The sequence below is a fragment of the Caulobacter endophyticus genome, from assembly GCF_029543245.1.
GTDB lineage: Bacteria > Pseudomonadota > Alphaproteobacteria > Caulobacterales > Caulobacteraceae > Caulobacter > Caulobacter endophyticus_A.
Map to the genome: position 1 here is coordinate 31,489 of NZ_JARQWV010000035.1, position 19,626 is coordinate 51,114.

Annotated in this window: 20 protein-coding genes; 7 read left to right on the top strand and 13 right to left on the bottom strand. The window is 69.7% G+C overall.

Features of this window, described 5'->3' with window-relative positions:
- Positions 1-2 precede the first annotated feature (2 nt).
- Together P7A99_RS23485 and P7A99_RS23490 are read right to left on the bottom strand one after the other, a co-directional pair.
- Positions 3-818 (bottom strand): hypothetical protein, encoded by an 816-nt coding sequence (locus tag P7A99_RS23485; protein ID WP_277796140.1) that lies wholly within the window; start codon positions 816-818, stop codon positions 3-5.
- Complete coding sequence (locus P7A99_RS23490) at positions 815-1,831, bottom strand: 2-hydroxyacid dehydrogenase (protein WP_277796141.1); 1,017 nt, start codon at positions 1,829-1,831, stop codon at positions 815-817. The genes P7A99_RS23485 and P7A99_RS23490 overlap by 4 nt, the downstream gene beginning before the upstream one ends.
- Positions 1,832-1,943: 112 nt before the next feature.
- Here P7A99_RS23490 and P7A99_RS23495 point away from each other — a divergent pair, with 112 nt between their 5' ends.
- A complete protein-coding gene (locus P7A99_RS23495; RefSeq protein WP_277796142.1) occupies positions 1,944-2,339 on the top strand; it encodes a hypothetical protein in 396 nt (131 codons plus the stop codon).
- Positions 2,336-3,325, top strand: a complete 990-nt coding sequence (locus P7A99_RS23500; protein WP_277796143.1) for a L,D-transpeptidase — start codon at positions 2,336-2,338, stop codon at positions 3,323-3,325. The genes P7A99_RS23495 and P7A99_RS23500 overlap by 4 nt, the downstream gene beginning before the upstream one ends.
- A 160-nt stretch (positions 3,326-3,485) precedes the next feature.
- On the opposite strand, the gene P7A99_RS23505 is transcribed toward P7A99_RS23500, so the two are convergent.
- Positions 3,486-4,451, bottom strand: coding sequence for an NAD(P)H-dependent flavin oxidoreductase (locus tag P7A99_RS23505; protein WP_277796144.1), 966 nt, complete (start codon positions 4,449-4,451; stop codon positions 3,486-3,488).
- 193 nt (positions 4,452-4,644) lie between these two features.
- Here P7A99_RS23505 and P7A99_RS23510 point away from each other — a divergent pair, with 193 nt between their 5' ends.
- Both P7A99_RS23510 and opgC read left to right on the top strand, forming a co-directional pair.
- The gene (locus P7A99_RS23510) at positions 4,645-5,700 is read left to right on the top strand and encodes a hypothetical protein (RefSeq protein ID WP_277796145.1); all 1,056 of its coding nucleotides are present in this window, start codon (positions 4,645-4,647) and stop codon (positions 5,698-5,700) included.
- A gap of 239 nt (positions 5,701-5,939) precedes the next feature.
- A complete protein-coding gene (gene opgC, locus P7A99_RS23515; RefSeq protein ID WP_277796146.1) occupies positions 5,940-7,100 on the top strand; it encodes an OpgC domain-containing protein in 1,161 nt (386 codons plus the stop codon).
- A gap of 4 nt (positions 7,101-7,104) precedes the next feature.
- Here the strand turns inward: opgC and P7A99_RS23520 are convergent, their stop codons facing one another.
- The 7 genes from P7A99_RS23520 to P7A99_RS23550 form a co-directional block, all read right to left on the bottom strand.
- Positions 7,105-7,242 carry a hypothetical protein gene (locus P7A99_RS23520; protein WP_277796147.1) on the bottom strand — a complete coding sequence of 46 codons (138 nt, stop codon included), beginning with the start codon at positions 7,240-7,242 and terminating at the stop codon, positions 7,105-7,107.
- Positions 7,243-7,385: 143 nt separating this feature from the next.
- Positions 7,386-9,311 carry an alkaline phosphatase family protein gene (locus P7A99_RS23525; RefSeq protein ID WP_277796148.1) on the bottom strand — a complete coding sequence of 642 codons (1,926 nt, stop codon included), beginning with the start codon at positions 9,309-9,311 and terminating at the stop codon, positions 7,386-7,388.
- 88 nt (positions 9,312-9,399) lie between these two features.
- Positions 9,400-9,840: an NUDIX hydrolase gene (locus P7A99_RS23530; protein WP_277796149.1), complete on the bottom strand. Its 441-nt coding sequence runs from the start codon at positions 9,838-9,840 to the stop codon at positions 9,400-9,402.
- On the bottom strand, positions 9,837-10,910 hold the full coding sequence (locus P7A99_RS23535) for a patatin-like phospholipase family protein (protein ID WP_277796150.1): 1,074 nt from the start codon (positions 10,908-10,910) through the stop codon (positions 9,837-9,839). Before P7A99_RS23535 ends, P7A99_RS23530 begins: the two co-directional genes overlap by 4 nt.
- 166 nt (positions 10,911-11,076) lie before the next feature.
- Positions 11,077-11,874 carry a 3-hydroxybutyrate dehydrogenase gene (locus P7A99_RS23540; protein ID WP_277796151.1) on the bottom strand — a complete coding sequence of 266 codons (798 nt, stop codon included), beginning with the start codon at positions 11,872-11,874 and terminating at the stop codon, positions 11,077-11,079.
- Positions 11,875-11,970: 96 nt separating this feature from the next.
- On the bottom strand, positions 11,971-12,738 hold the full coding sequence (gene yaaA / locus P7A99_RS23545; RefSeq protein ID WP_277796152.1) for a peroxide stress protein YaaA: 768 nt from the start codon (positions 12,736-12,738) through the stop codon (positions 11,971-11,973).
- 93 nt (positions 12,739-12,831) lie between these two features.
- Complete coding sequence (locus P7A99_RS23550) at positions 12,832-13,986, bottom strand: lipase family protein (RefSeq protein WP_277796153.1); 1,155 nt, start codon at positions 13,984-13,986, stop codon at positions 12,832-12,834.
- Positions 13,987-14,124: 138 nt separating this feature from the next.
- Between P7A99_RS23550 and P7A99_RS23555 the strand changes: the two genes are divergently transcribed.
- On the top strand, positions 14,125-14,442 hold the full coding sequence (locus tag P7A99_RS23555) for a hypothetical protein (protein WP_277796154.1): 318 nt from the start codon (positions 14,125-14,127) through the stop codon (positions 14,440-14,442).
- Here P7A99_RS23555 and P7A99_RS23560 read toward each other — a convergent pair.
- The 3 genes from P7A99_RS23560 to P7A99_RS23570 all read right to left on the bottom strand — a co-directional run bounded on the left by P7A99_RS23560 (position 14,439) and on the right by P7A99_RS23570 (position 17,653).
- On the bottom strand, positions 14,439-15,848 hold the full coding sequence (locus tag P7A99_RS23560) for an FAD-binding oxidoreductase (protein WP_277796155.1): 1,410 nt from the start codon (positions 15,846-15,848) through the stop codon (positions 14,439-14,441). The genes P7A99_RS23555 and P7A99_RS23560 overlap by 4 nt on opposite strands.
- Positions 15,849-16,061: 213 nt before the next feature.
- Positions 16,062-16,910, bottom strand: a complete 849-nt coding sequence (locus P7A99_RS23565) for a prephenate dehydratase (RefSeq protein WP_277796156.1) — start codon at positions 16,908-16,910, stop codon at positions 16,062-16,064.
- 8 nt (positions 16,911-16,918) lie between these two features.
- Entirely contained in the window at positions 16,919-17,653 is a 735-nt protein-coding gene (locus P7A99_RS23570; RefSeq protein ID WP_277796157.1) for a 3-deoxy-manno-octulosonate cytidylyltransferase, read from the bottom strand.
- Positions 17,654-17,822: 169 nt separating this feature from the next.
- Between P7A99_RS23570 and P7A99_RS23575 the strand changes: the two genes are divergently transcribed.
- A complete protein-coding gene (locus P7A99_RS23575; protein ID WP_277796158.1) occupies positions 17,823-18,527 on the top strand; it encodes a c-type cytochrome in 705 nt (234 codons plus the stop codon).
- A gap of 108 nt (positions 18,528-18,635) precedes the next feature.
- Positions 18,636-19,547, top strand: a complete 912-nt coding sequence (locus P7A99_RS23580) for a DUF4350 domain-containing protein (RefSeq protein ID WP_277796159.1) — start codon at positions 18,636-18,638, stop codon at positions 19,545-19,547.
- Positions 19,548-19,626 lie beyond the last annotated feature (79 nt).

Genomic DNA, 19,626 nt, shown 5'->3' on the forward strand with positions numbered 1-19,626 from the left:
GTTCAATGCGGCGGCGTGACCACGTGCTGGGCCGGCGGCGGGGCGCGTTCCAGCGACAGCACCAGGCGCTGCATCGGTCCCTGGTCGATGCGGATCGAGCCGCTGCGCGCCCGGTCCAGATCCAGGATCAGCGTCAGCGCCAGGGTCAGCAGCAGGAACAGCAGGCCCGACACCAGGCGATGCTGGTGATGCGGGGCGGGCAGGGTGTAGCCGAGCACGGCGGCCACCACGAGGGCGTAGATCACCAGCACCATGATCACCGTGGTCGGCAGCGGCGCGTTGTGAGCGGCCTCGCGCTCGACCCCCACGGCCAGGGCGTCGTTGACCCCCTGCACCACCAGCGGCGCGAAGGGCCGGTCGCGCACGTTGCGGGCCGCGCGCAGGGTCTCGCCCTGGATCTCCTTGCGCAGCCGCGCCGACTGCTCGGCGAAGGGCGGCTTGCGCACGGCGTCGGCCTGGCCATAGGCCAGGCGCACCTCGGCATAGGCGCGCACCAGTTCGACCAGCCGTCCCGACGCCGGCTGGTCCAGCAGCCGCACCCGCATGTCGGCGGTGTTCAGCGCCGCGGCCTCGGCCACCAGCAGGTTGTAGCGGGTCTCGTAGCGGTCTAGCGCCAGGCCGAAGGTGAAGGCGATCAACAGGGCCAGCAGGCCCAGCACCCCCGACAGCACATAGCCGGACTCACTGACCACGTGCCGCTCGCCCGACAGCCGCCGGGCCAGCCACGACGCGCCCTCCCGGGCCAGCACCAGCAGGACGAACAGCGTCGCGGCGATGACGGTCAGCGAGGTCTCGTTGAGAAAGAGGTCCATGCTCATGGCGACGGCCGCACCTGCTGGGCGGTGACGGCGTTGGCCGGGGTCTGGCCCGCATCGATCTCGGAAAGGCTGGTCAGGGTGGTCTGCGCGATCGCCGACAGCGCCTCTTCGGTCAGGAAGGCCTGGTGGCCGGTGATCAGCACGTTGGGGAAGGTCAGCAGTCGCTGGAAGACGTCGTCCTGGACGATCTCGTTCGACAGGTCCTCGAAGAACAGGTCGGCCTCCTGCTCGTAGACGTCCAGCGCCACCCCGCCGATCTTGCGGCTCTTCAGGCCGTCGATCAGGGCGGCGGTGTCGATCAGCGCGCCGCGGCTGGTGTTGACGATGGTCAGGCCGTCGCGGGCGGCGGCGATGGCGGCCGCGTCGATCAGGTAGCGGGTGTCGGGCGTCAACGGGCAGTGCAGGGTCACCACGTCGGCCTGCAGCAGCAGGGCCTCGCGGGTGACGTACTCCACCCCGATGGCGACTAGTTCGGGGTCTTCCACGACGTCGCTGGCCAGCACCCGGCAGCCAAAGCCCAGCCGCAGGGTCCGGGCCACCAGGGCGCCGATGCGGCCCGTGCCGACCACCCCGACGGTGCGGCCCGACAGGTTGCGGCCCATCAGGCCGTCGAGGGCGAAATTGTTCTCGCGCACCCGGCCCCAGGCCCGGGCGATGTTGCGGTCCAGCGCCAGCAGCAGGCCGACCGTGAACTCGGCCACGGCTTCCGGCGAATAGGCCGGCACCCGCACCACCGTGATCGACAGCCGCTCGGCCTCGGCGAGATCGACATTGTTGTAGCCGGCGCAGCGCAGGGCGATCGCCCGCGTGCCGCCCGCCGCCAGGATCCGCAGCGCCGCCGCGTCGAGCCGGTCGTTGACGAACACGCAGACCGCCGGATAGCCCGCCGCCAGGGCGGCGGTGGTCGCGTCCAGCCGGGCCTCGAAATAGTCGATGGCGTGCGCGCCGGCGGCGTTGGCCCGATCCAGGAAGCGACGATCGTAGGCCTTGGTCGAAAACACGGCGACGCGCACGGGGAAGCTCCAGACTGTGGACCGCGGCGACTATCGGTGGTTCGCGCGATTGCGCCTAGCCCGGGGCTCAACCTATCCTCGCTTCGAGGCCTTTCCCGCCCAGGAGATCGACATGCTCGCCCGCACGCTCGCCGCGCTCTGCCTGCTCGCCGCCGTTCCCGCCATGGCCCAGGACGCCGCCCGGACGGAGACAGTGCATTTCGCCAAGGGAACCTCGTCCAAGACGATCAAGGGCGCGATCAAGGGCTATGCGTCCGTGAACTACAAGGTCGGGGTCGCGGCCGGCCAGACCCTGAAGGTCGACTTCAAGCCGACCAACGCCTCAGCCTATTTCAACATCACAGCCCCGGGCGCCGATGCGGCGATGTTCATCGGCTCGACCTCGGGGAACAGCGCTGCGGTGAAGATCCCGTCCAGCGGCGACTACGTCGTGCAGGTCTACCTGATGCGCAACGCCGCGCGCCGCAACGAAACCGCCGCCTACACCCTGACCGTCGCCGCCAAATGAGCCTTTCGAGACGCGAACTCGGCTTCGTCCTGACCGCCGGCTTGCTCGCGCCCGGCGCGGCCCTGGCCCAGGGCGCCAAAGCCAGTTCGGCCGTGGAGCTGGCCCGCACGGGCGAGAGCCTCAAGCCCGGCCAATGGGTGTGGGCCCCGCAGATCGCGCCCAAGGGGCCGGTCGTGGTGCATGTCGACCTGTCGCGGCAGCTGGCCACGGTCTATCGCAACGGCGTGCGCATCGCCGTCTCCACCGTGTCGAGCGGCAAGGAGGGCCACGAGACGCCGACGGGGGTGTTCACGATCCTGCAGAAGGACGCCGACCACCGGTCCAGCCTCTACAACAGCGCCCCCATGCCCTATCAGCAGCGGCTGACCTGGGACGGGGTTGCGCTGCATGCCGGCGGCCTGCCGGGCTATCCGGAAAGCCATGGCTGCGTGCACCTGCCGATGGGCTTCGCCAAGCTCCTGTTCGGCATCACGCCGATGGGCGGCACGGTGATCGTAGTCGGCAAGGCCGGCGATCCGCCCGCCGCCATGCCGCAGGCGGCCGGAGTCGTGGGGGCGACGCCGACCGCGGACCCGGCTCCAACCGACGGCAAGGACTGGCGCTGGGCGCCGGAGGCCTCGCCGGCCGGCCCGGTCACCATCATCGCCTCGCGCAGCGACAGGCGGGCGGTGGTGCTGCGCAACGGCGTCGAGATCGGCCGCGCCGACGTCGTCTTCCCCGACGAGGACTTCCAGACCCATGTGCTGGTCTGCACCGGCGTCGAGGACGGCGTGCCGCGCTGGGCCTATGTCGGCGCGCCCGGCCATGAGGACGAGGCCGACCGGCCGCTCGATCCGGACCTGATGGCCAAGACCCGGATGCCCGACGGCTTCCGCACGGCGGTGCGCACGGTGATCGTTCCGGGCACGACGATCCTGGCCACCCAGTCGCCGCTGGCGCCCGACACGAGCGGCAAGCATCTGACGGTGCTGTCCTCGGGGCGATAGGCTCGAAGGCGCTTTTCAACCGAGTTTCCCCGCGAAGGCGGGGATCCAAGCGGCGCCAAGAGCTTGTCAAAAGAGACGCCACGCCAACCGAACGTCAGCTTGGGTCCCCGCCTTCGCGGGGATTGTACGGATAGATGGGACGGGGAAGGGAGAGATCCCCTCAGGCCACCAGCGCTGCGCTCCGACGGATGGCGTCTTCCGCCTCGGCGACCAGGTCGGCGACGATCTGTCCGGCGGGCAGCACCTGGCGAATACCGCCGGCGCTCTGGCCCATGGCCAGGCACGAGCGGTCGGGGTCCAAGCCCTCGGTCTGGCCGCCGATGCCGCCCAGCACCCCGGCCTGGACGCTGGCCATGGCCTGCAAGGGGAACGGCCGGATCTCGCCCGGCCGCGTTTCCCAGTCGTCGACATATGCGTTGGCGCGCACTCGCATCGGCTTGCCCGAATAGCAGCGGGTGCGGACGGTGTCCTCGTCGCGGGCGGCCAGTACGGCGTCGCGGTAGATATCGCCGGCGTGGGCCTCATGGCTGGCGATGAAACGGGTGCCCATCCACACGCCCTGGGCGCCCAGGGCCAGGGCGGCGGCGAGGCCCCGGCCGTCGTGCAGGCCGCCGGCGGCGATCACCGGAATGTCGACGGCCTCGACCGCCTGGGCCACCAGCGGCAGGGTCCCGACCAGGCCCGTATGGCCGCCGCCTTCGCCGCCCTGGCAGATCACGGCGTCGCAGCCGGCGTCGCGCGCCTTCTGGGCGTGGCGCACCGTGCCGCAGACCACCATCACCTTCAGGCCCGCCGCCTGCAGCCGCGCGATGATCGGCGAGGGCACGCCCAGGCCGGCGACGAAGGCGCTGGCGCCTTCCTCGATGATGACGTCGACGCTGGCGGTCAGGGCGTCGGGCGTGGCGGCCAGCAGGTCGACGCCGAACGGCTTGTCGGTCAGGTCGCGCACTTGGCGCATCTGGCGTCGGATGAAGTCGGGCGAGGTTCCGGCCATGCCCAGCACGCCGTAGCCGCCGGCGCCGGAAACCGCCGCGGCCAGCGGGGCGTAGGACACTCCGCCCATGCCGGCCAGCAGGATCGGGTGCTCGACGTGCAGCAGGTCGCACAGCGGCGTGTGCAGGGCCATGGCGGATCTCTCCCTCTTTAGTCTTCAGGCGGCCCTCGCTCGGAGCCTTCGCGGGCGAGTGTGCGCCCCATCTGCGTGGCGGCAACCCTTCCGCGAGGGCATCTGACGACCGGGTGTGATTACTCACTTACTTTTCCGTGGCGCGCGAGGCGGAGGTGTGCTCTCCTCTCTGGGTTGGATCTGGGAGGGCGGCATGCGCGGAAGGATCGGACTTGCGGCGGCTCTGGCCGTGCTTCTGGCGTCGAGCGGAGCGCGGGCCGGCGAGGCCGCCGTGGGCGAGCTCATCGGCCTTTCCCCGGTCGAGGTTCGCGCCCGGCTGACGGGGGCGGGGGCGGATACGCCGCTGCCTCGCGGCTTCGAGGTCGCCCGCGATGGCGGGGCGGACGCCTATTTCACCCTCGACGACCTGGTCGCCGATCCCCGCGCCCGGCATCGACGAATGCTCCAGCGCACGCATGGGGACGAGCCCTACGACCCCGAGGTTCCGGTTTGCCGGTCGGGCCTGGCTTCCGCTCAGAGGCCGTCGGCCGCCGGTGATCCGGTGCTGGCGTTCCGGGAGGGGCGGCTGGCGGCGGTTCTGCGGCCCGCGCGGACGCCGCCCCGGCCGCCGGCTCCTTCGCTCGACGACCGCAAGGCCTATGAGCGCTGGATACGGCAGACCTCGGTCGGACCGTTCCAGACGGGTTTCGGCCAACTGCCGCTGGAGGACGGCGCGGGCTTCCTTGGTCGCTGGGAAGCCGGCCGCCTGGCGCTGTCAGAGCGGCTGGCGGTCGACTGCGCGCCCCTGCCCAGGCGGCCGCCGATCGCGGTGGCGAGCAAGCGCCGGGCCCTGAACAACAGCGACATGCAAGGCTTGGCCCTGCTGCCGTTCGCCGTGAAGCTGCCGGGAATGAACCGCGACCGGGCGCGGGCTCGCGAGCAGGGGGCGGCGATGCTGGCGGGGCTGAGCGTCGGCGCGCGCCTGCCGCAGGATCCGCGGGCCTTTGCGCGGAGCCACGAAGGGCTGCGGTGGCACGCCTCGGGGCGGCCGGGCTACGGCGTGCTCACCGTCGACCTGGGCGGCGGCAGGACCCGCAACCTGTCCGACGCCCGCGACGCGGTCCTGGTCGGGGTACAGGACGGGACGGTCGCCTGGATCTCGCCGCCGGCGGGCGCGGGGCCGGGCGCGGGCCTGCTGTGCGTCGACGCCGAGGGCCTGGCCGGAGCGCCGCGCCCGGGATGCCACGGGTGGGGGATGTATCGGCCGTGAGCAGGCGTTCGCAGGCATTGGTCGACATCGAGCTTGCGCCTTTGCAGATTTTACGTGTCTAGAGTTGTCGTTTGGGCTGCGAGCTGCGCCTTGAGATTGTGTCTTGAGTGAAGCATTTCGATGTGTGCTGTTATCTTTTGAATCCTGTCGGCTTTCGGCGGAATCCGCCCGCGATGTTCACTGTCGATTAGTGACGAGGCGCGCAACCTTCACCGGAAGCTGAGCGGGAGCCGGACGTGGTGAGCGGGCGCATACATCTGATCGATGCGGTCCGCGGCTATTGCCTGGTCAACATCTTCGTCAATCACATCGGCGCCGGGGTCCTGAACCATCTGTCGCCGTCGAACGTGGGCTTTTCCGACAGCGCCGAACTCTTCGTGTTCCTGGCCGGCATGTCGGCCTATCTGTCGTCGAGCGACCTTTCGCCGGCGCAGAGGCTTGGAAAGTTCTGGCGGCGCGCCGGCGGGCTCTATCTGTGCAATCTGGCGCTCATCGCCCTAAGCCTCTGCGGGCTGCTGATGCTGGGCAGGTTCGTCGATCCGGCCCTGATGCGGGCGTGGCCGGTGCTGGACGCGCTGGCCTCCAACAGCGTGGCGGTGGATGTCGCGCATCTGGCGGGGCTGAGGCAGTCGGTCGGGTTCTCGATGGTGCTGCGCCTGTACGTGGCCCTGATGCTGGTAGCGCCCCTGCTGGTCTGGGCGGCGTCGCGGCGGTGGTGGTGGGCGGTGGCGCTCGCCCTGCCGGTCTGGGCGCTGGCGGGTCATTTCAAGCTGGTGCTGCATGAAAGCCTGACCGGCGCGCCGCTCGCCCTGACCATCCTGCCCTGGACGCTGATCTTCGCGTGCGGGGTGGCGACGGCCGCCGCGTTGAAGCAGGGCGTGCGGCTTCCGCGCTCGTCCTGGCTGGTCGCCGCCGCCCTGGCGGTCGTGCTGAGCTACGGGGTCTTGATCCTGGCCGCGCCCCAGGCGCCGGCCGTCGTGGCCTGGGCGGCCGGCCGCAACGAACATTTCTGGCTGGGCGCCAGCAAGACCTTCCAGTCGCCCTTGCGGGTGCTGCACGCCCTCAGCCTGGTCTATCTGGCCATCGCCCTGGCCCGTGCGCCGGTGCTGCGGCTGCTGCACGCCGTGGGCGCAGACAACGTCCTGACCCGGCTCGGTCGGCGATCCCTGCCGGTCTTCGTGGCCAGTTCGGTCTATGCGACCCTGGCCAACGAACTGGTCAACCTCGTCAATCTGAGATGGGGGATCGCCTCGCCCGTTGCGCTGGCGACCGAGGCGGCCCTGGTGGGCGCGGGGCTGGCGGGGATGGCCTGGATCGCGGGGGAGGGCCCGGCGCGGCTGGGCCGAGCCCTGGCCGCCCTGCGCGCCGCCGGCGCCCCGGCCGAGCCGGTCCGGCCCTGAGCGCTCAGCGCTCGTCGTCGAGGATGCGTTCGGGATCCAGTTCCGGGGTCCAGAAGCAGGCGGCCATGGTCGACAGCATCAGTGCGATCATCGCCAGAAGTCCGCGCGGCGGCGCCAGGCCCACGATGTCTTGCGGGGTCATCTCTCTTTCGTTTCCTCGTGAGCCGGCGCCGCGCTCTGACGTCGAGGCTGCCGGTCACGAGGAAAGCGTCTCACCGAAGCTGCGGTGAGACAAGCACATAAATTTCAATGCCTTATTGTGGACTGGCGGGTCCAGGATTGGCGTCAGGAAGGCACGCCCGGCTGGGCGGCCTGCTGGGCCGCCAGCTGGGCGGCGCGGGCCTGCTGGGCCCTGGCCGTCACGTCCTGTGCATAGGCCTGAAGCTCGCCGCGGGTGGTGATGGCCGCCACCCGGGCCTGCACCGCCGCGGCCGCCGCCGGCGTGTCGCCCTGCAGGTCGAGGTCGATCTTGGCCAGGCTTTGCAGCAGGCCCTGGGCGTTGCCATTCTGGGGCAGGGGATCGTCGGGCGAGGCCGGCGCCGCCTGGGGCGGGGCCGGCGCGGACACCGGCTGGGGCAGGACGGTCGGGCAGTCGGTGCGCGGCGTGGCCTCTTTCAGAAGCGACAGCACCGTATTGGCGCCCTTGTCGCGCTGGGTGAGGTAGGGCAGGCCGAACAGAGCCTCCAGCGTCGCCGGCACCGAGGCATGGTCATAGGGCGTGTGGTCCACGGTTCCCTTGGCGACCAGCGGCGAAACTACCACGGCAGGCACCCGCACGCCGTACCAGTCGAACAGGAAGCCGCCTTTGTTGATCGAGCTGTCCTGCTTGGCGCCGTCGTTGGGCGGCGGGGCCGCGCCCGGCGCGACGCTGTCGTAGAAGCCGCCGTGCTCGTCATAGGTGACGATCAGCAGGCTGCGGTCCCAGACGGGCGAGTTCCTGATCGCCTCGTAGGTCGCCTTGATCAGGGCCTCGCCGCGGGTCATCGAGTCCATCGGATGCTGCGACGAGCCGCCGGCGTAGGTGTTGAAGATGATGTCGCCGTAGTTGGGCTCGATGAAGGTGTAGGCGTACGGATAGGGGCCCTGGAGGTCGGTGGCGAACGAGGTGAACGGCTTGATGTCGGTGACGTAGACCCGCTTGATCGCCGAGACCTGCGGCGTGCCGCCGAAGGGCGGCCCTTCCTGGTCGGCATAGACCACCCAGTTGAGCTTGGCGTCCGACAGCCGGTCGAAGATCGACGCGCCGCTGGGGTATTCGAAGCCCAGGCCCTTGGTCCATTCGGCCGATTGCGGGCCGCTGGGCGAGTCGGTCCAGCCCCCTGACGAAGCGCCGTGCACGAAGAAACGGTTGGGCCAGGTCGGTCCGGGCAGGGACGAATGCCAGGCGTCGCAGACGGCGAAGTTGGTCGCCAGGGCGTGGATCACCGGCAGCTGGTTGGGCGTGTCGAAGCCCAGCATGATGTCGCCGATCTGGCCGGCCGTGGGCAGGTCCTGGCCGAAGACCGGCTTCTCCGAAGTGCTGGTCGAATAGTTCGAGGCGAAGCCGGAATTGAGGATCGGCTGATTGTAGGGAACCCACAGGGTCTGGCGCTGGGCGTTGCCCGAGCCGCAGAGCTGCTCCAGCACGTCGAAGAATTCGTGGCCAGGATCGGTCGGCATGGCGATCGGCGCGGGCGAGGCGACGGGATAGGTCTGGTCGTTGATCTTGTTGAAGTCGGCCGTGGTGGCCACCTGAAGGCCGTCAATGCCCGAGAAGGCGAAGATGTTGTCGAACGAATGGTTCTCCAGCATCAGCACGAAGACGTGGTCGACGGCGGTGTAGGGGCCGGTTCGGACCATGCTTCCCTGGCAGCCGCCGGAAGGCAGGGCGATGTCGAGCGAGGTCGTCGTCACCGTCAGGGTGATGGTCTGGCCCGCGTCGTCCGAACGCAGCTGGCACTCCTTCCAGCTGCTGAACGGGCCGCTGCTCATGTAGACGCCGGCCGACGGCCCGCTCTGCACCGCCAGCTTCACGCCCCAGTAGTCTTGGACGGTGAGCGAGCCGAGGCCGGTGTTGAAGTGCACGGTCATCGGGCCGACCGTGCCCTGGGGCGGGGCGGTCCAGGTCTGGCTCTCGGTCCCGTAGTCGGAATTGTTGTGCCACAAGGTGACGATGGCGGGCCCGTCGGTGGCGTTCTTCACCAGGATCTGGGCGGTCTGGGGCGTCGACATGGCTGGCCTCGCGCTGGGGATCGCGCAGGCAACAATGACGGCGCGGATCGACGGTTCCGCGAAGTGGGGTAAAAAATCAACCTTAAGTTTAAATTCTGCGCGGCCGGAACAGCTCGTAGGTCTGGGCGATGACCTGCCGCGTCAGGTCCCATTCGACGGCGGCCATGGCCTCTTCCCGGGTGAAGAAGCGGGCGTCGGCGGCGTCGTCGCCGGCGTGGGGCTCGCCGCCTGTCCATTCGGCGGCGTAGTCGAACATCACGAAGTGGCGGGTGGTCTCGCCGGTCTCGCGCGAGGTGAAGACACCGTCGACCACGTCGATCAGGCCCAGCAGCCGGGCCTCGACGCCGGTTTCCTCGCGCAGTTCACGCAAGGCCGCGGCCTCGGCCGTCTCGCCGAACTCGATGCGCCCGCCCGGCAGGCTCCATTGGCCCAGGCGGGGCGGCGTGCCGCGCTTGATCAGCAGCACCTCATGCCCCCGCAGGCAGATGACGCCGGCGGTGGGGGATGGGGTCGGGGCGGGGGTAATCATGCGAAACCAGACTTCAGATCTACCGTCGAGCGCTCGCCCACCTGGGACATGCACTCGCCGAGCCAGTCTTCCGCCGCCTTGCGCCCACGGGCCTTGAGGTCGGTCAGAAAGCTCCACTCGGTATTGAACTTGGACGCCAGCGACAGGTCGGCCAGCGGCCCGTCGGCCTTGATGGCGTGAACGAGCATGCGCCGATAGCGCCCCCGGGCATTGTCTTTCAAGAGGCCTTCGTCGAGCAGCTTCTGCACGAAGCCGATGGCGCGAAGCTCCGAGGACAACGCCGCGTTGAAGGTGATCTCGTTCAGGCGGTCCATGATCTCGCCCGGGCTCCTGGGCGTCTCGTCGCGGACGAAGGGGTTGAGACTGACCAGCAGGATGTCGTCGGGGGTCTGGTCGTAGAAGAGGGGCCACAAGGGCGGGTTGGCCAGGAAGCCGCCGTCCCAGTAGGGCTCGCCGTCGATCTCGACCGCCTGGAACACCTGCGGCAGGCAGGCGCTGGCCATCACGTGGCGGGCGGTCAGCTCGGTCTCGCGGAACACCTTGGCCTTGCTGGTCCGCACCGCCGTGGCCGCGATGTAGAGCTTGACCGGCGAGCGCTCGCGCAGGGCCGCAAAATCGATCGCCTCCTCGAGGATGTCGTGCAGCGGGTTCAGGTTGAACGGGTTGAACTCGTAAGGGCTCATCGACAGGGCCAAGGTCTCGGCCATGCGCCAGCCGGGCGTGTTCTTGATCCAGTCGGCGGCGCCCCCGAAGGCGCCTCCGAACGCGCTCGTCCAGATGCTGGTGTCGCCGAAGACGTTGCGGCCGCCCTTGCGGTTGACCTGCTTCCAGAAGTCGTCGAGCGCGGCCCTGGCGCCGTCGCGGCCGCCGCCGATCAGGCCCGAGGTGAAGGCGACCGCGTTCATGGCCCCGGCCGAGGCGGCGGTGATCGCCTGGATCTCCAGGCCCTCCTCCTCCAGCAGCCGGTCGATGACGCCCCATTCGAAGGCGCCGTGCGCCCCGCCGCCTTGCAGCGCCAGGCTGATCGGGCGCGGACCCTTGGGCTTCTTCCTCAGCGGCGCGATGGGCATGGGGGCCTCTTCCCGAGAGCGATCGAAGCTCAGGATTTCCCCCTGCTCCGAGCTTCCCCGCGAAGGCGGGGATCCAAGCCGAGCCGGCGGGTCTGTCTGGGAGCGTACTCCATCCTGAACGTCAGCTTGGGTCCCCGCCTTCGCGGGGATTGAGCGGAGTTAAAGGCTACTGCGCGGTCCAGCCGCCATCGACGGTGAAGGCCGCGCCGTTGGCCGAGGCCCCCAGGTCGCTGACCAGATAGAGCAGCTGGCCGGCCAGCTGCTCGACGGTGACGAACTGCTTGGTCGGCTGGGCGGCCAGGATCACGTCCTTCATCACCGCCTCTTCGCTGATGCCGCGGGCCTTGGCCTGATCGGCGATCTGGGCCTCGACCAGCGGGGTCTTCACGAAGCCGGGGCAGATGGCGTTGCAGGTGATGCCCGCTTGCGCCACTTCCAGCGCGATGGTCTTGGTCAGGCCCAGGATGCCGTGCTTGGCGGCGACATAGGCCGACTTGTAGGGCGAGGCGACCAGCCCATGAGCCGAGGCGATGTTGACGATCCGCCCGCGGCCCTGCTCCTTCATGATCGGGATCGCCGCCTTGGCGGCGTGGAACGCCGACGACAGGTTGATGGCGATGATCAGGTCCCACTTGTCGTCGGGAAACTCGTCGACCGGGGCCACGTGCTGGACGCCGGCGTTGTTGACCAGGATGTCCAGCTCGCCGAACTCGGCCTTGGCGGCGCGCACCATGTCGGCGATCTCGACCGGCTTGGTCATGTCGGCGCTGTGATACAGCACCTCGACGCCATGCTTCTCGGCCATTTCGGCGCGGGTGCGCTCGATGGCGTTCATCTCGCCCAGGCCGTTGAGCACGATGTTGACGCCCTGGGCGGCCATGGCGTCGGCGAGCGCGTGCCCGATGCCGCTGGTCGAGCCCGTGACGATGGCGACTTGACCCTGCAACCCGAAATCCACGGCCATCGGCGCGCTCCTGCTGTCCTGCCCGACTTGCTGCATTGCAGCATATAGCTCGCTATCGCGAAGAGCGAGCGCTTATAAATTCATCGATAGATGAAATTATGGCTGCGGGCGAGCGAAAACCCAGTCGGCCTCCGTCGAGAGGTCGGGGCGGAAGCGATAGCCGTCGAGATCGAAGGCCTTCAGGTCCTGCGCCTTCTCGACGCGGCCCTCGATGGCGTAGCGCGCCATGCGGCCGCGCGCCTTCTTGGCGTAGAAGCCCAGCACCTTCAGCGCCCCGGCCTTCTCTTCCTTGAAGTGGCAGGTGACGACCGGCAGCTTCAGGGCCTTGGCGTCGACGGCGCCGAAATATTCCTGGCTGGCCAGGTTCACCAGCGTCGGGTCGGCGTGGTCGGCGGCGGCCTCGTTGAGCGTCTTGGCGATCGTCTCGCCCCAGAAGTCGTAGAGGTTGGCGCCGCGCTTGGTCTTGAGGCGGGTGCCCATTTCAAGGCGATAGGGCTGCAGGGCGTCCAGCGGCCGCAGCACGCCGTAGAGGCCCGACAGGATCCGCAAGGTTCCTTGCGCCCATTCCAGCGAGGGGCGGTCAAGCTCGCGCGCGGCCAAGCCGGCATAGACGTCGCCGTTGAAGGCGATCACGGCCTGGAGCCCGTCTTCGACCTCGGGGTCGAAGTGCTGGAACCGCTCGCGGTTCAGGTCGGCCAGCTTCTCGGAGATGTGCATCAGCCGGCGCAGGTCGGCGGCCGTCAGCTTGCGAGTGACCTTGGCCAGCTCCGCGATCTGCGGCTTCAGGGCCGGGGTGGTCAGGGGCAGAACCTGATCCGGGGCGGTGAAGTCTAGCGACTTGGCGGGAGAGATGACCATCAGCATGGGGGTGCAGATAGAGGCTTTGGTCTCGCTTCGCCAGCGGCGGAGGCGCGTAAGGGGCGTCTCGCGTCGCTCCGCCTCGCTCGTGGGCGGGGTCTAGGCGGTGGTCGCCGGCGGGGTCTGGGCCTTGGCCGCGGCGGTCAGGCGCTTGGCGTGGGTCTGCACCTGGCGCAGCGTGGCGCGGGTCATGGCCGCCGTGGTGTCGGTGAGGGCGTCGTCGACCCCGACATAGGTCGGATAGGCCGCCAGGTGGTTGGCGACGATCAGGCCGAAATAGCCCTGCAGGCTGTCGTAATCGACGTCCGGCGTATCGGCCGCGAAGGTCTGGTGGGCGATCGGCGCGTAGGTGTTGAAGCCGATCAGGCCATGGGCCAGGCCGTCCAGCGACGCCAGCAGGGCGTCCATGGCCAGCTTGAAGGCGATGTCGCCGGTGTTGGTGAAGAAGCCCGTCAGCTTCACGTCGTTCCAGGCCGTGGGCACGATGTCATGGGCGTTCACCAGGTCGGTATTGAACGGGACCGGCCCGCCGTCAGCCGAGTCCGGGGCGGGCGCCGGGAAGAAGTGGGTGTAGAGCGCGGCGAAGTCCGGATTGCCCGGCGTCGGCCCGGCGCTGGGCAGGGTCAGCGTCGTGGTGTTTGCGAACGGGCCGCCGTTCTGGGCCAGCGTCGCCATGGCCAGGCTGGGCGACAGGGCGCCGCCCAGGCTGTGGCCGGTGAAGATCACCGTCCCGCCGGGATTGGCCTTGGTCCAGCCGGTGACGAAGGCCTGGACGCCGCCGGCCTTGGGGTCCCTCATCGCCAGCAGGTCGGCGATCCCGGTCGCCGTGGCGTGCGAGATCTTCGGCGTGGCCGCGCCGTCGAAGCCGCCGTTGCCGTAGGGCCAGTCGATCTGGCGGACGATCGAGAAGTCCTCGGCCAGCCAGTCGTAGGCGTCGTCCTCGTTGGTGCCCGCCATGGCCACCACCAGGCAGGGCGCGCCGGCGACCGTGGCGCTCGCCGCGTAGAGCATGTTGTCGGCGTAGTAGAGCGCGGTCGGGTCCGAGCCCTCGTGGCTGGAGGCGACGGGACCCCAGGCGATCGACCAGTCGGCGATCTTGCCGGCGTTGTCGGCGAGGAAGGTTCCGACCGACTGGCGCACGTGGGTTTCGAGATTGGCCAGGGTGTCGACCTTGTCGGAAGCCGCGTTCGACAGCCACGACAGGCAGAAGGCCTGTTGCTGCAGGGTCAGGCTGGTCGCGGCGGTCTGCGGCATGGTCGCCTCCTGGGGCTGGTGGTTCCCGACGTCGAAGGCGACCCTATCACGGCTTCAACTTCAAGATGTGACCGGCCGCACATGCGCCTGGCGCATCGGAGGCTTGAGCTTGCGCAGGCTATCGCTAGGAAGGAGGCCATGAACGAGACCCTCGCCCTCGCGGCCGCCCTGGCCTGGCCGCTGCCGATGATCGTGGCCCTCTATTTCGTGGCCCGCACCAGGACCCTGAAGCTGCGGCTGATCTGGGCCGTGCTGTGCTTCGTCGGCGTCGGGGTGCTGTGGATGCACACGGCCAGCGGCAAGTGGGGCGTCGTGCCTCTCGCGGTCAACATACTGGGTCCCGGCCAGCAGCCGGGCGTGCTGAAGTCGACCTTCCCGGCCGGCGCGGTGCTGTCGCTGATCGCCGTCTACTTCGCCCGCCGCAAGGCCAAGGCGGCTGCGGCCGACGCCGCCTAGAACAGCACCCGCGGGTTCATGATCCGCTGCGGGTCGAGCGCGGCGCGGATGGCGCGCAGGGCGGCGACCTCGACGGGGTCCTTGTAGGCCAGGGCCTCGACCGACTTCATCGCGCCCAGGCCGTGCTCGGCGCTGATCGAGCCGTGGAAGCCGGCGGCGATGTCGTGGACGATGTGGGCGCCGGCCTCGCGGGCGGCGTCATGGGCGTCGTCGTCGCCGCCCTGGGGCTTCAGCACATCGTAGTGGACGTTGCCGTCGCCCACGTGGCCGAAGGCGACGATGCGGGTTCCGGGGAAGGCCTTCTCGATCGCCGCGTCGGCCTGGCCGATGAAGTCGGGGATCTTGGAGACGGGCACGGAAACGTCGTGCTTCCATACCGCGCCCTCCGGCTTCTGGCCGGCCGAATGGCCCTCGCGGATGTGCCAGAAGGCCTTCATCTGGGTTTCGGTCTGGGCCACCGCGGCGTCGGTGATCAGGCCGCTTTCCAGGGCGCCGGCCAGCAGGCGCTCCAGCGCCGCCTCGGCCGCGCCGGGCTCGCCGCTGGCGATCTCGATCAGCACGTACCAGGGGTGCTCCGTGGGCAGAGGATCGCGCAGGCCCGGCACGTTCTTCACGGTCAGCGCAAAGCCCAGGCGGCCCATCAGTTCGAAGGCCTCGACCGCACCGCCGGTCTCGTCCTTGGCCCGGGCCAGCAGCTGGATCGCCTCGGCGGGGGAGGAAAGGCCGACGATCGCCACGGCCCGCGAGGCCAGCGGCGCGTGCAGCTTCAGGGCCGCGGCGGTGACGATCCCCAGCGTGCCTTCGGCCCCGATCAGCAGCTGCTTGAGGTCATAGCCGGTGTTGTCCTTGCGCAGGCGTTTCAGCCCGTTCCAGATCTCGCCATTGGGCAGCACCGCCTCGATCCCCAGCACCTGCTCGCGCATCATGCCGTAGCGCAGCACGGCCGTGCCGCCGGCGTTGGTCGAGATCAGTCCGCCGATCGTGCACGAGCCTTCCGAGGCCACGCCCACGGTGAACCGGCGGCCGACGGCGGCGGCCTGCTGGTGGGCCTCGTAGAGGGTGACGCCGGCTTCCAGCACCATCACGTCGTCGAGCGCATCGACATCGCGCACGGCGCGCAGCTTCTCGGTCGACAGCAGGATCTCGCCCTGCGGGATCTGGCCTGCGACCAGACCGGTGTTGCCGCCCTGCGGCGTGATCGCCACGCCCTCGACCGCGCAGATCCCCACGACGGCGGCGACCTCGGCGGTAGTGCGCGGCGTGACCAGCAGCGGCGTCTCGCCCTTCCAGCGCCCCCGCCATTCGACCAGCTTGGGCGCCAGCCGCTCGGGATCCTGGCTCCATCCGCCCTCGCCCAGCACGGACTTCAGGCGCGAAACGACATCAGCGGGAACGGGCTTGGTCATGCCGCCAGGATAGGGCGGAACGGGGAGGGGGTGAAGGCTCGTCCCGGATCCCTCTCCCCTTGCGGGAGAGGGTGGCCTCCGAAGGAGGTCGGGTGAGGGGTTGCACGAACAGAAACGCCGCGAAAGCCGATCAGCTTTCGCGGCGTCCTGTGTCTGAGAGACCCCTCATCCGTCAGCTTCGCTGACACCTTCTCCCGCAAGGGGAGAAGGAGGTTACTTCCCGTCGCGGAACGGGTCGGCCGGGTAGACGCCCAGGATCTCGAAGCGTTCGGAGAAGAACTTCAGCTCGTCGAAGGCCAGGGCCAGGCTGCGGTCCTCGGGGCGGCCGTCGACCTCGGCGTAGAAGAAGGTGGCCGTGAAGGCGCCGTTCTCCATGTAGCTTTCCAGCTTGGTCATGTTGACGCCGTTGGTGGCGAAGCCGCCCAGCGCCTTGTAGAGCGCGGCCGGCAGGTTGCGCACCCGGAACACGAAGCTGGTCACGCAGCGGTGGGTGAACGACGGAGCCGGCGGGGCCGGGTCGGCGGTCATCACCAGGAAGCGGGTGGTGTTGTGGCGCTCGTCCTCGATGTCGCGCGCCAGGATGTCGAGATCGTAGATCTCGGCGGCCAGGGCGGGCGCGACGGCGGCGCGGGTCGGGTCGGGCTTGGCCGCCAGGGCCTTGGCCGCGCCGGCGGTGTCGCCCGCGCCCTCGGTGGCGAGACCCAGGCGCTTGAGGCTGTGCCGGCACTGCGACAGCGCGATCGGCATCGAGACGGCGGTCTTCACGCTATCGAGGCCGACGCCCTTGTTGGCCATCAGCTGGAAGCGGATCGGCTTGAAGCGCTCGCCGATGATCTTCAGGCCCGACGCCGGCAGCAGGTGGTGCACGTCGGCGACGCGGCCGGCGATCGAGTTCTCGATCGGGATCATGCCCAGCTGGGCAGCCCCGGTCTTGATGGCCTCGAACGCCTCCTCGAAGGTGGCGCAGGGCAGGACCTGGTAGTCGGGGAAGTAGGTGCGGCACGCCTCATGGCTGTTGGCGCCGAGTTCGCCCTGGAAGGCGATGGTCTTGAGGGTGCTCATCTAACTCTTCAGTTCTTTTCGGCGTGGTCGCGGGCGGCCTGCAGGTCGGACGGATTGTCGACGGAGATCGGAGCCTCGTCCGCCACCGCCGCGCGGATGGTCAGGCCCAGTTCCATGGCCCGCAGCTGCTCCAGCTTCTCGCGCAATTCGAGGGCTGAGGGCGAGGCGGCGTTGAAGGCCTCCAGCGCCGCGCGGCGATAGCCGTAGATGCCGATGTGGCGCCAGACGGGCGCGTCGCCGTACAGGGTCGAGCGGGTGAAGTAGAGGGCGCGGCCGCTTTGGCCTCCGGCGTCCATGGCCAGCACGGCCTTGACCACGTCGGGGTTGGCGCGATCGGCGGCCGAGGCTTCGGGAGCGACCACGGTGGCGATGTCGGCGTCGGCGTGGGCTTCCAGCTGGCCGGCGCAGGCCGAGAGCACGGCCGGATCGACGAACGGCATGTCGCCCTGCAGGTTGATCACCACGTCGTGGGCGCCGGCCGGATCCAGCACCGCCAGGGCCGCCAGGATGCGGTCAGAGCCAGAGGGCAGGTCAGGATCGGTCAGCACGGCGCGGCCGCCGGCGGCTTCCACCGCGGCCACGATTTCCGGATCGCCGGCCGCTACGGCCACGGGGCCGATGTTCGCCGCCTGCGCCTGGCGCAGCACGCGCACGATCATCGGCAGGCCGCCGATATCAGCCAGCGGCTTGTTGGGCAGGCGGGTGGCCGCCATGCGGGCGGGGATGAGGACGATCGGGTTCATGGTGTCACGTCTGGAAGGCGAAACGCGGTTCGCCCGGGTTGCGCACGGGGCGGTAGCGTGTCAGAGACCGGAGCGCAACACGCGCGTGGGGAGACCATGGGGGGACCCGCGCTCATAAATCGGCTCCGTCCACGCAAGACGGGTCTATAAAGAGGCTGACAAGGCTGCGATGAGCGATCTTACGTTCAACAAGATTTTCGGCGGCGTGCTTCTGACCGGTCTGGTCATCTTCGGTCTGCGCGAGGCCTCCGACATCGTCTTCAAGAAGCACGACGTCGAAAAGCCCGGCTACGCGATCGCCGTCGAGGAAGACACCGGAGGCGAGGGCGCTCCGGCCGCCGAGGTGCCGCCGGACTGGGGCTCGGTCCTGCTGCTGCCGGCCAATATCGAGGCCGGCAAGACCGTCGCGGCCAAGTGCGCTTCGTGCCACACCTTCACCTCGGGCGGCCCCAACGGCACCGGCCCCAACCTCTTCGGCACCCTGGGCAAGAAGCCCGGCACGCACGGCGGCTTCACCTATTCGGGCTCGATGACCGACTTCGGCGGCAAGAACCCGGTCTGGGATTACGACCACGTCGACCAGTTCCTGAAGGCCCCGGGCAAGTACATCTCGGGCACCAAGATGACCTTCGCGGGCCTGAAGAAGCAGGAAGACCGCATCGCCATCATCGCCTACCTGCACAGCCTGGGCTCGACCCTGCCCGTGCCGGCGCCCAAGCCCGCCGCTGCGGCCGCTCCGGCCGCCGACGCCGCCGCGGCTCCGGCCGCTGAAGGCGCGGCCGCTCCCGCCGCCGGCGCTCCGGCTTCGGCCGCGGCGACCGCCCCGGCGCCGGCTGTGGCCGACAAGCCGACCGCCGCGCCCGCCAAGCCGTAGGCTGGCCGCGAGGATCGAACGACAAGGCCGCGGGGCTCGGGCTCCGCGGCCTTTCTTTGCCTGGAGGCGAGCTAGGCTCCAGGCGAAATCCCCGGGGGATCCGCGCCCATGCGCCGTCGACAGTTCCTGCTTTCCGCCGCCGTTCCGCTTCTGGGCGCCCTGGCGGCCGGCGCTGCCCAGGCCCGCCAGCAGGCGGCCGATCCGGACGCCGATCTTTCGGTCGCCAGGCCGGCCTATCCGCAGGGCAAGGGCCCGCGTCTGGCCATAGATGGCGGGCACAACAACTTCCACACGGTGGACGGCCGTTTCGCCCCGTTCGCGGCCGTGGCGCGGGCCGACGGCTACCGGGTCTCGGGCCTGACCGCGCCGCTGTCGGCCGCGAGCCTGGCCGATATCGACCTGCTGGTGGTGGCCAATCCGCTGGCCGCGGTGAATGTCGGCAACTGGAACCTGCCTACGCCCGGCGCCTACACGCCCGAGGAGGCTGCGGCCGTGCGGGCCTGGGTCGAGGCCGGCGGCGCCCTGCTGCTGATCGCCGACCACATGCCCTTCCCCGGCGGGGCCGAACCCCTGGCCAAGGCTTTCGGCTTTTCTTTCGACAACGGCTTCGCCCAGAAGACCAGCGAGGGTCCCGAGTTCTTCCAGCGCCAGGACGGCTCGCTGCTCGACCATCCGATCAACCGGGGCATCGACCGGGTGCAGAGCTTCACCGGCTCGTCATTCCGCGCCCCGCCGCAGGCCCAGCCGCTCCTGGTGTTGCGCGGCGGCTGGAGCGTGGCCATGCCGCAGAAGGCCTGGGAGTTCGACGACAAGACCCCCCGCCACGACGGCGATGGCCTGCTGCGCGGCGCGGCCCTGTCGGTGGGCCGGGGTCGGGTGGTGGTCATGGGCGAGGCGGCGATGTTCACCGCTCAGGTCGGTGGCCCCCAGAAGCGCAAGTTCGGCTTCAACGCCCCGACCGCTCCGCAGAACAAGGCATTCCTGCTGAACGTGCTGCGGTGGCTTGCTCCTCCCCCGTGAAGCGGGGGAGGGGGACCGGCGAAGCCGGTGGAGGGGGCGAGACTGGGCGCCGTGCCGGCCGGGGGGGGGGGGGGGGGGG

Excerpts from the sequence above, each read along its gene's own strand:
- yaaA (WP_277796152.1), bottom strand. The coding sequence starts at position 12,738 with ATGCTGATGGTCATCTCTCCCGCCAAGTCGCTAGACTTCACCGCCCCG.
- P7A99_RS23560 (WP_277796155.1), bottom strand. The coding sequence starts at position 15,848 with ATGACCAAGCCCGTTCCCGCTGATGTCGTTTCGCGCCTGAAGTCCGTG.
- P7A99_RS23535 (WP_277796150.1), bottom strand. The coding sequence starts at position 10,910 with ATGCCCATCGCGCCGCTGAGGAAGAAGCCCAAGGGTCCGCGCCCGATC.
- P7A99_RS23580 (WP_277796159.1), top strand. The coding sequence starts at position 18,636 with ATGCGCCGTCGACAGTTCCTGCTTTCCGCCGCCGTTCCGCTTCTGGGC.
- P7A99_RS23500 (WP_277796143.1), top strand. The coding sequence starts at position 2,336 with ATGAGCCTTTCGAGACGCGAACTCGGCTTCGTCCTGACCGCCGGCTTG.
- P7A99_RS23570 (WP_277796157.1), bottom strand. The coding sequence starts at position 17,653 with ATGAACCCGATCGTCCTCATCCCCGCCCGCATGGCGGCCACCCGCCTG.
- P7A99_RS23520 (WP_277796147.1), bottom strand. The coding sequence starts at position 7,242 with ATGACCCCGCAAGACATCGTGGGCCTGGCGCCGCCGCGCGGACTTCTG.
- P7A99_RS23525 (WP_277796148.1), bottom strand. The coding sequence starts at position 9,311 with ATGTCGACGCCCCAGACCGCCCAGATCCTGGTGAAGAACGCCACCGAC.
- P7A99_RS23550 (WP_277796153.1), bottom strand. The coding sequence starts at position 13,986 with ATGCCGCAGACCGCCGCGACCAGCCTGACCCTGCAGCAACAGGCCTTC.
- P7A99_RS23485 (WP_277796140.1), bottom strand. The coding sequence starts at position 818 with ATGAGCATGGACCTCTTTCTCAACGAGACCTCGCTGACCGTCATCGCC.
- P7A99_RS23495 (WP_277796142.1), top strand. The coding sequence starts at position 1,944 with ATGCTCGCCCGCACGCTCGCCGCGCTCTGCCTGCTCGCCGCCGTTCCC.
- P7A99_RS23555 (WP_277796154.1), top strand. The coding sequence starts at position 14,125 with ATGAACGAGACCCTCGCCCTCGCGGCCGCCCTGGCCTGGCCGCTGCCG.
- P7A99_RS23575 (WP_277796158.1), top strand. The coding sequence starts at position 17,823 with ATGAGCGATCTTACGTTCAACAAGATTTTCGGCGGCGTGCTTCTGACC.
- P7A99_RS23530 (WP_277796149.1), bottom strand. The coding sequence starts at position 9,840 with ATGATTACCCCCGCCCCGACCCCATCCCCCACCGCCGGCGTCATCTGC.
- P7A99_RS23505 (WP_277796144.1), bottom strand. The coding sequence starts at position 4,451 with ATGGCCCTGCACACGCCGCTGTGCGACCTGCTGCACGTCGAGCACCCG.
- P7A99_RS23510 (WP_277796145.1), top strand. The coding sequence starts at position 4,645 with ATGCGCGGAAGGATCGGACTTGCGGCGGCTCTGGCCGTGCTTCTGGCG.
- P7A99_RS23565 (WP_277796156.1), bottom strand. The coding sequence starts at position 16,910 with ATGAGCACCCTCAAGACCATCGCCTTCCAGGGCGAACTCGGCGCCAAC.
- P7A99_RS23540 (WP_277796151.1), bottom strand. The coding sequence starts at position 11,874 with ATGGCCGTGGATTTCGGGTTGCAGGGTCAAGTCGCCATCGTCACGGGC.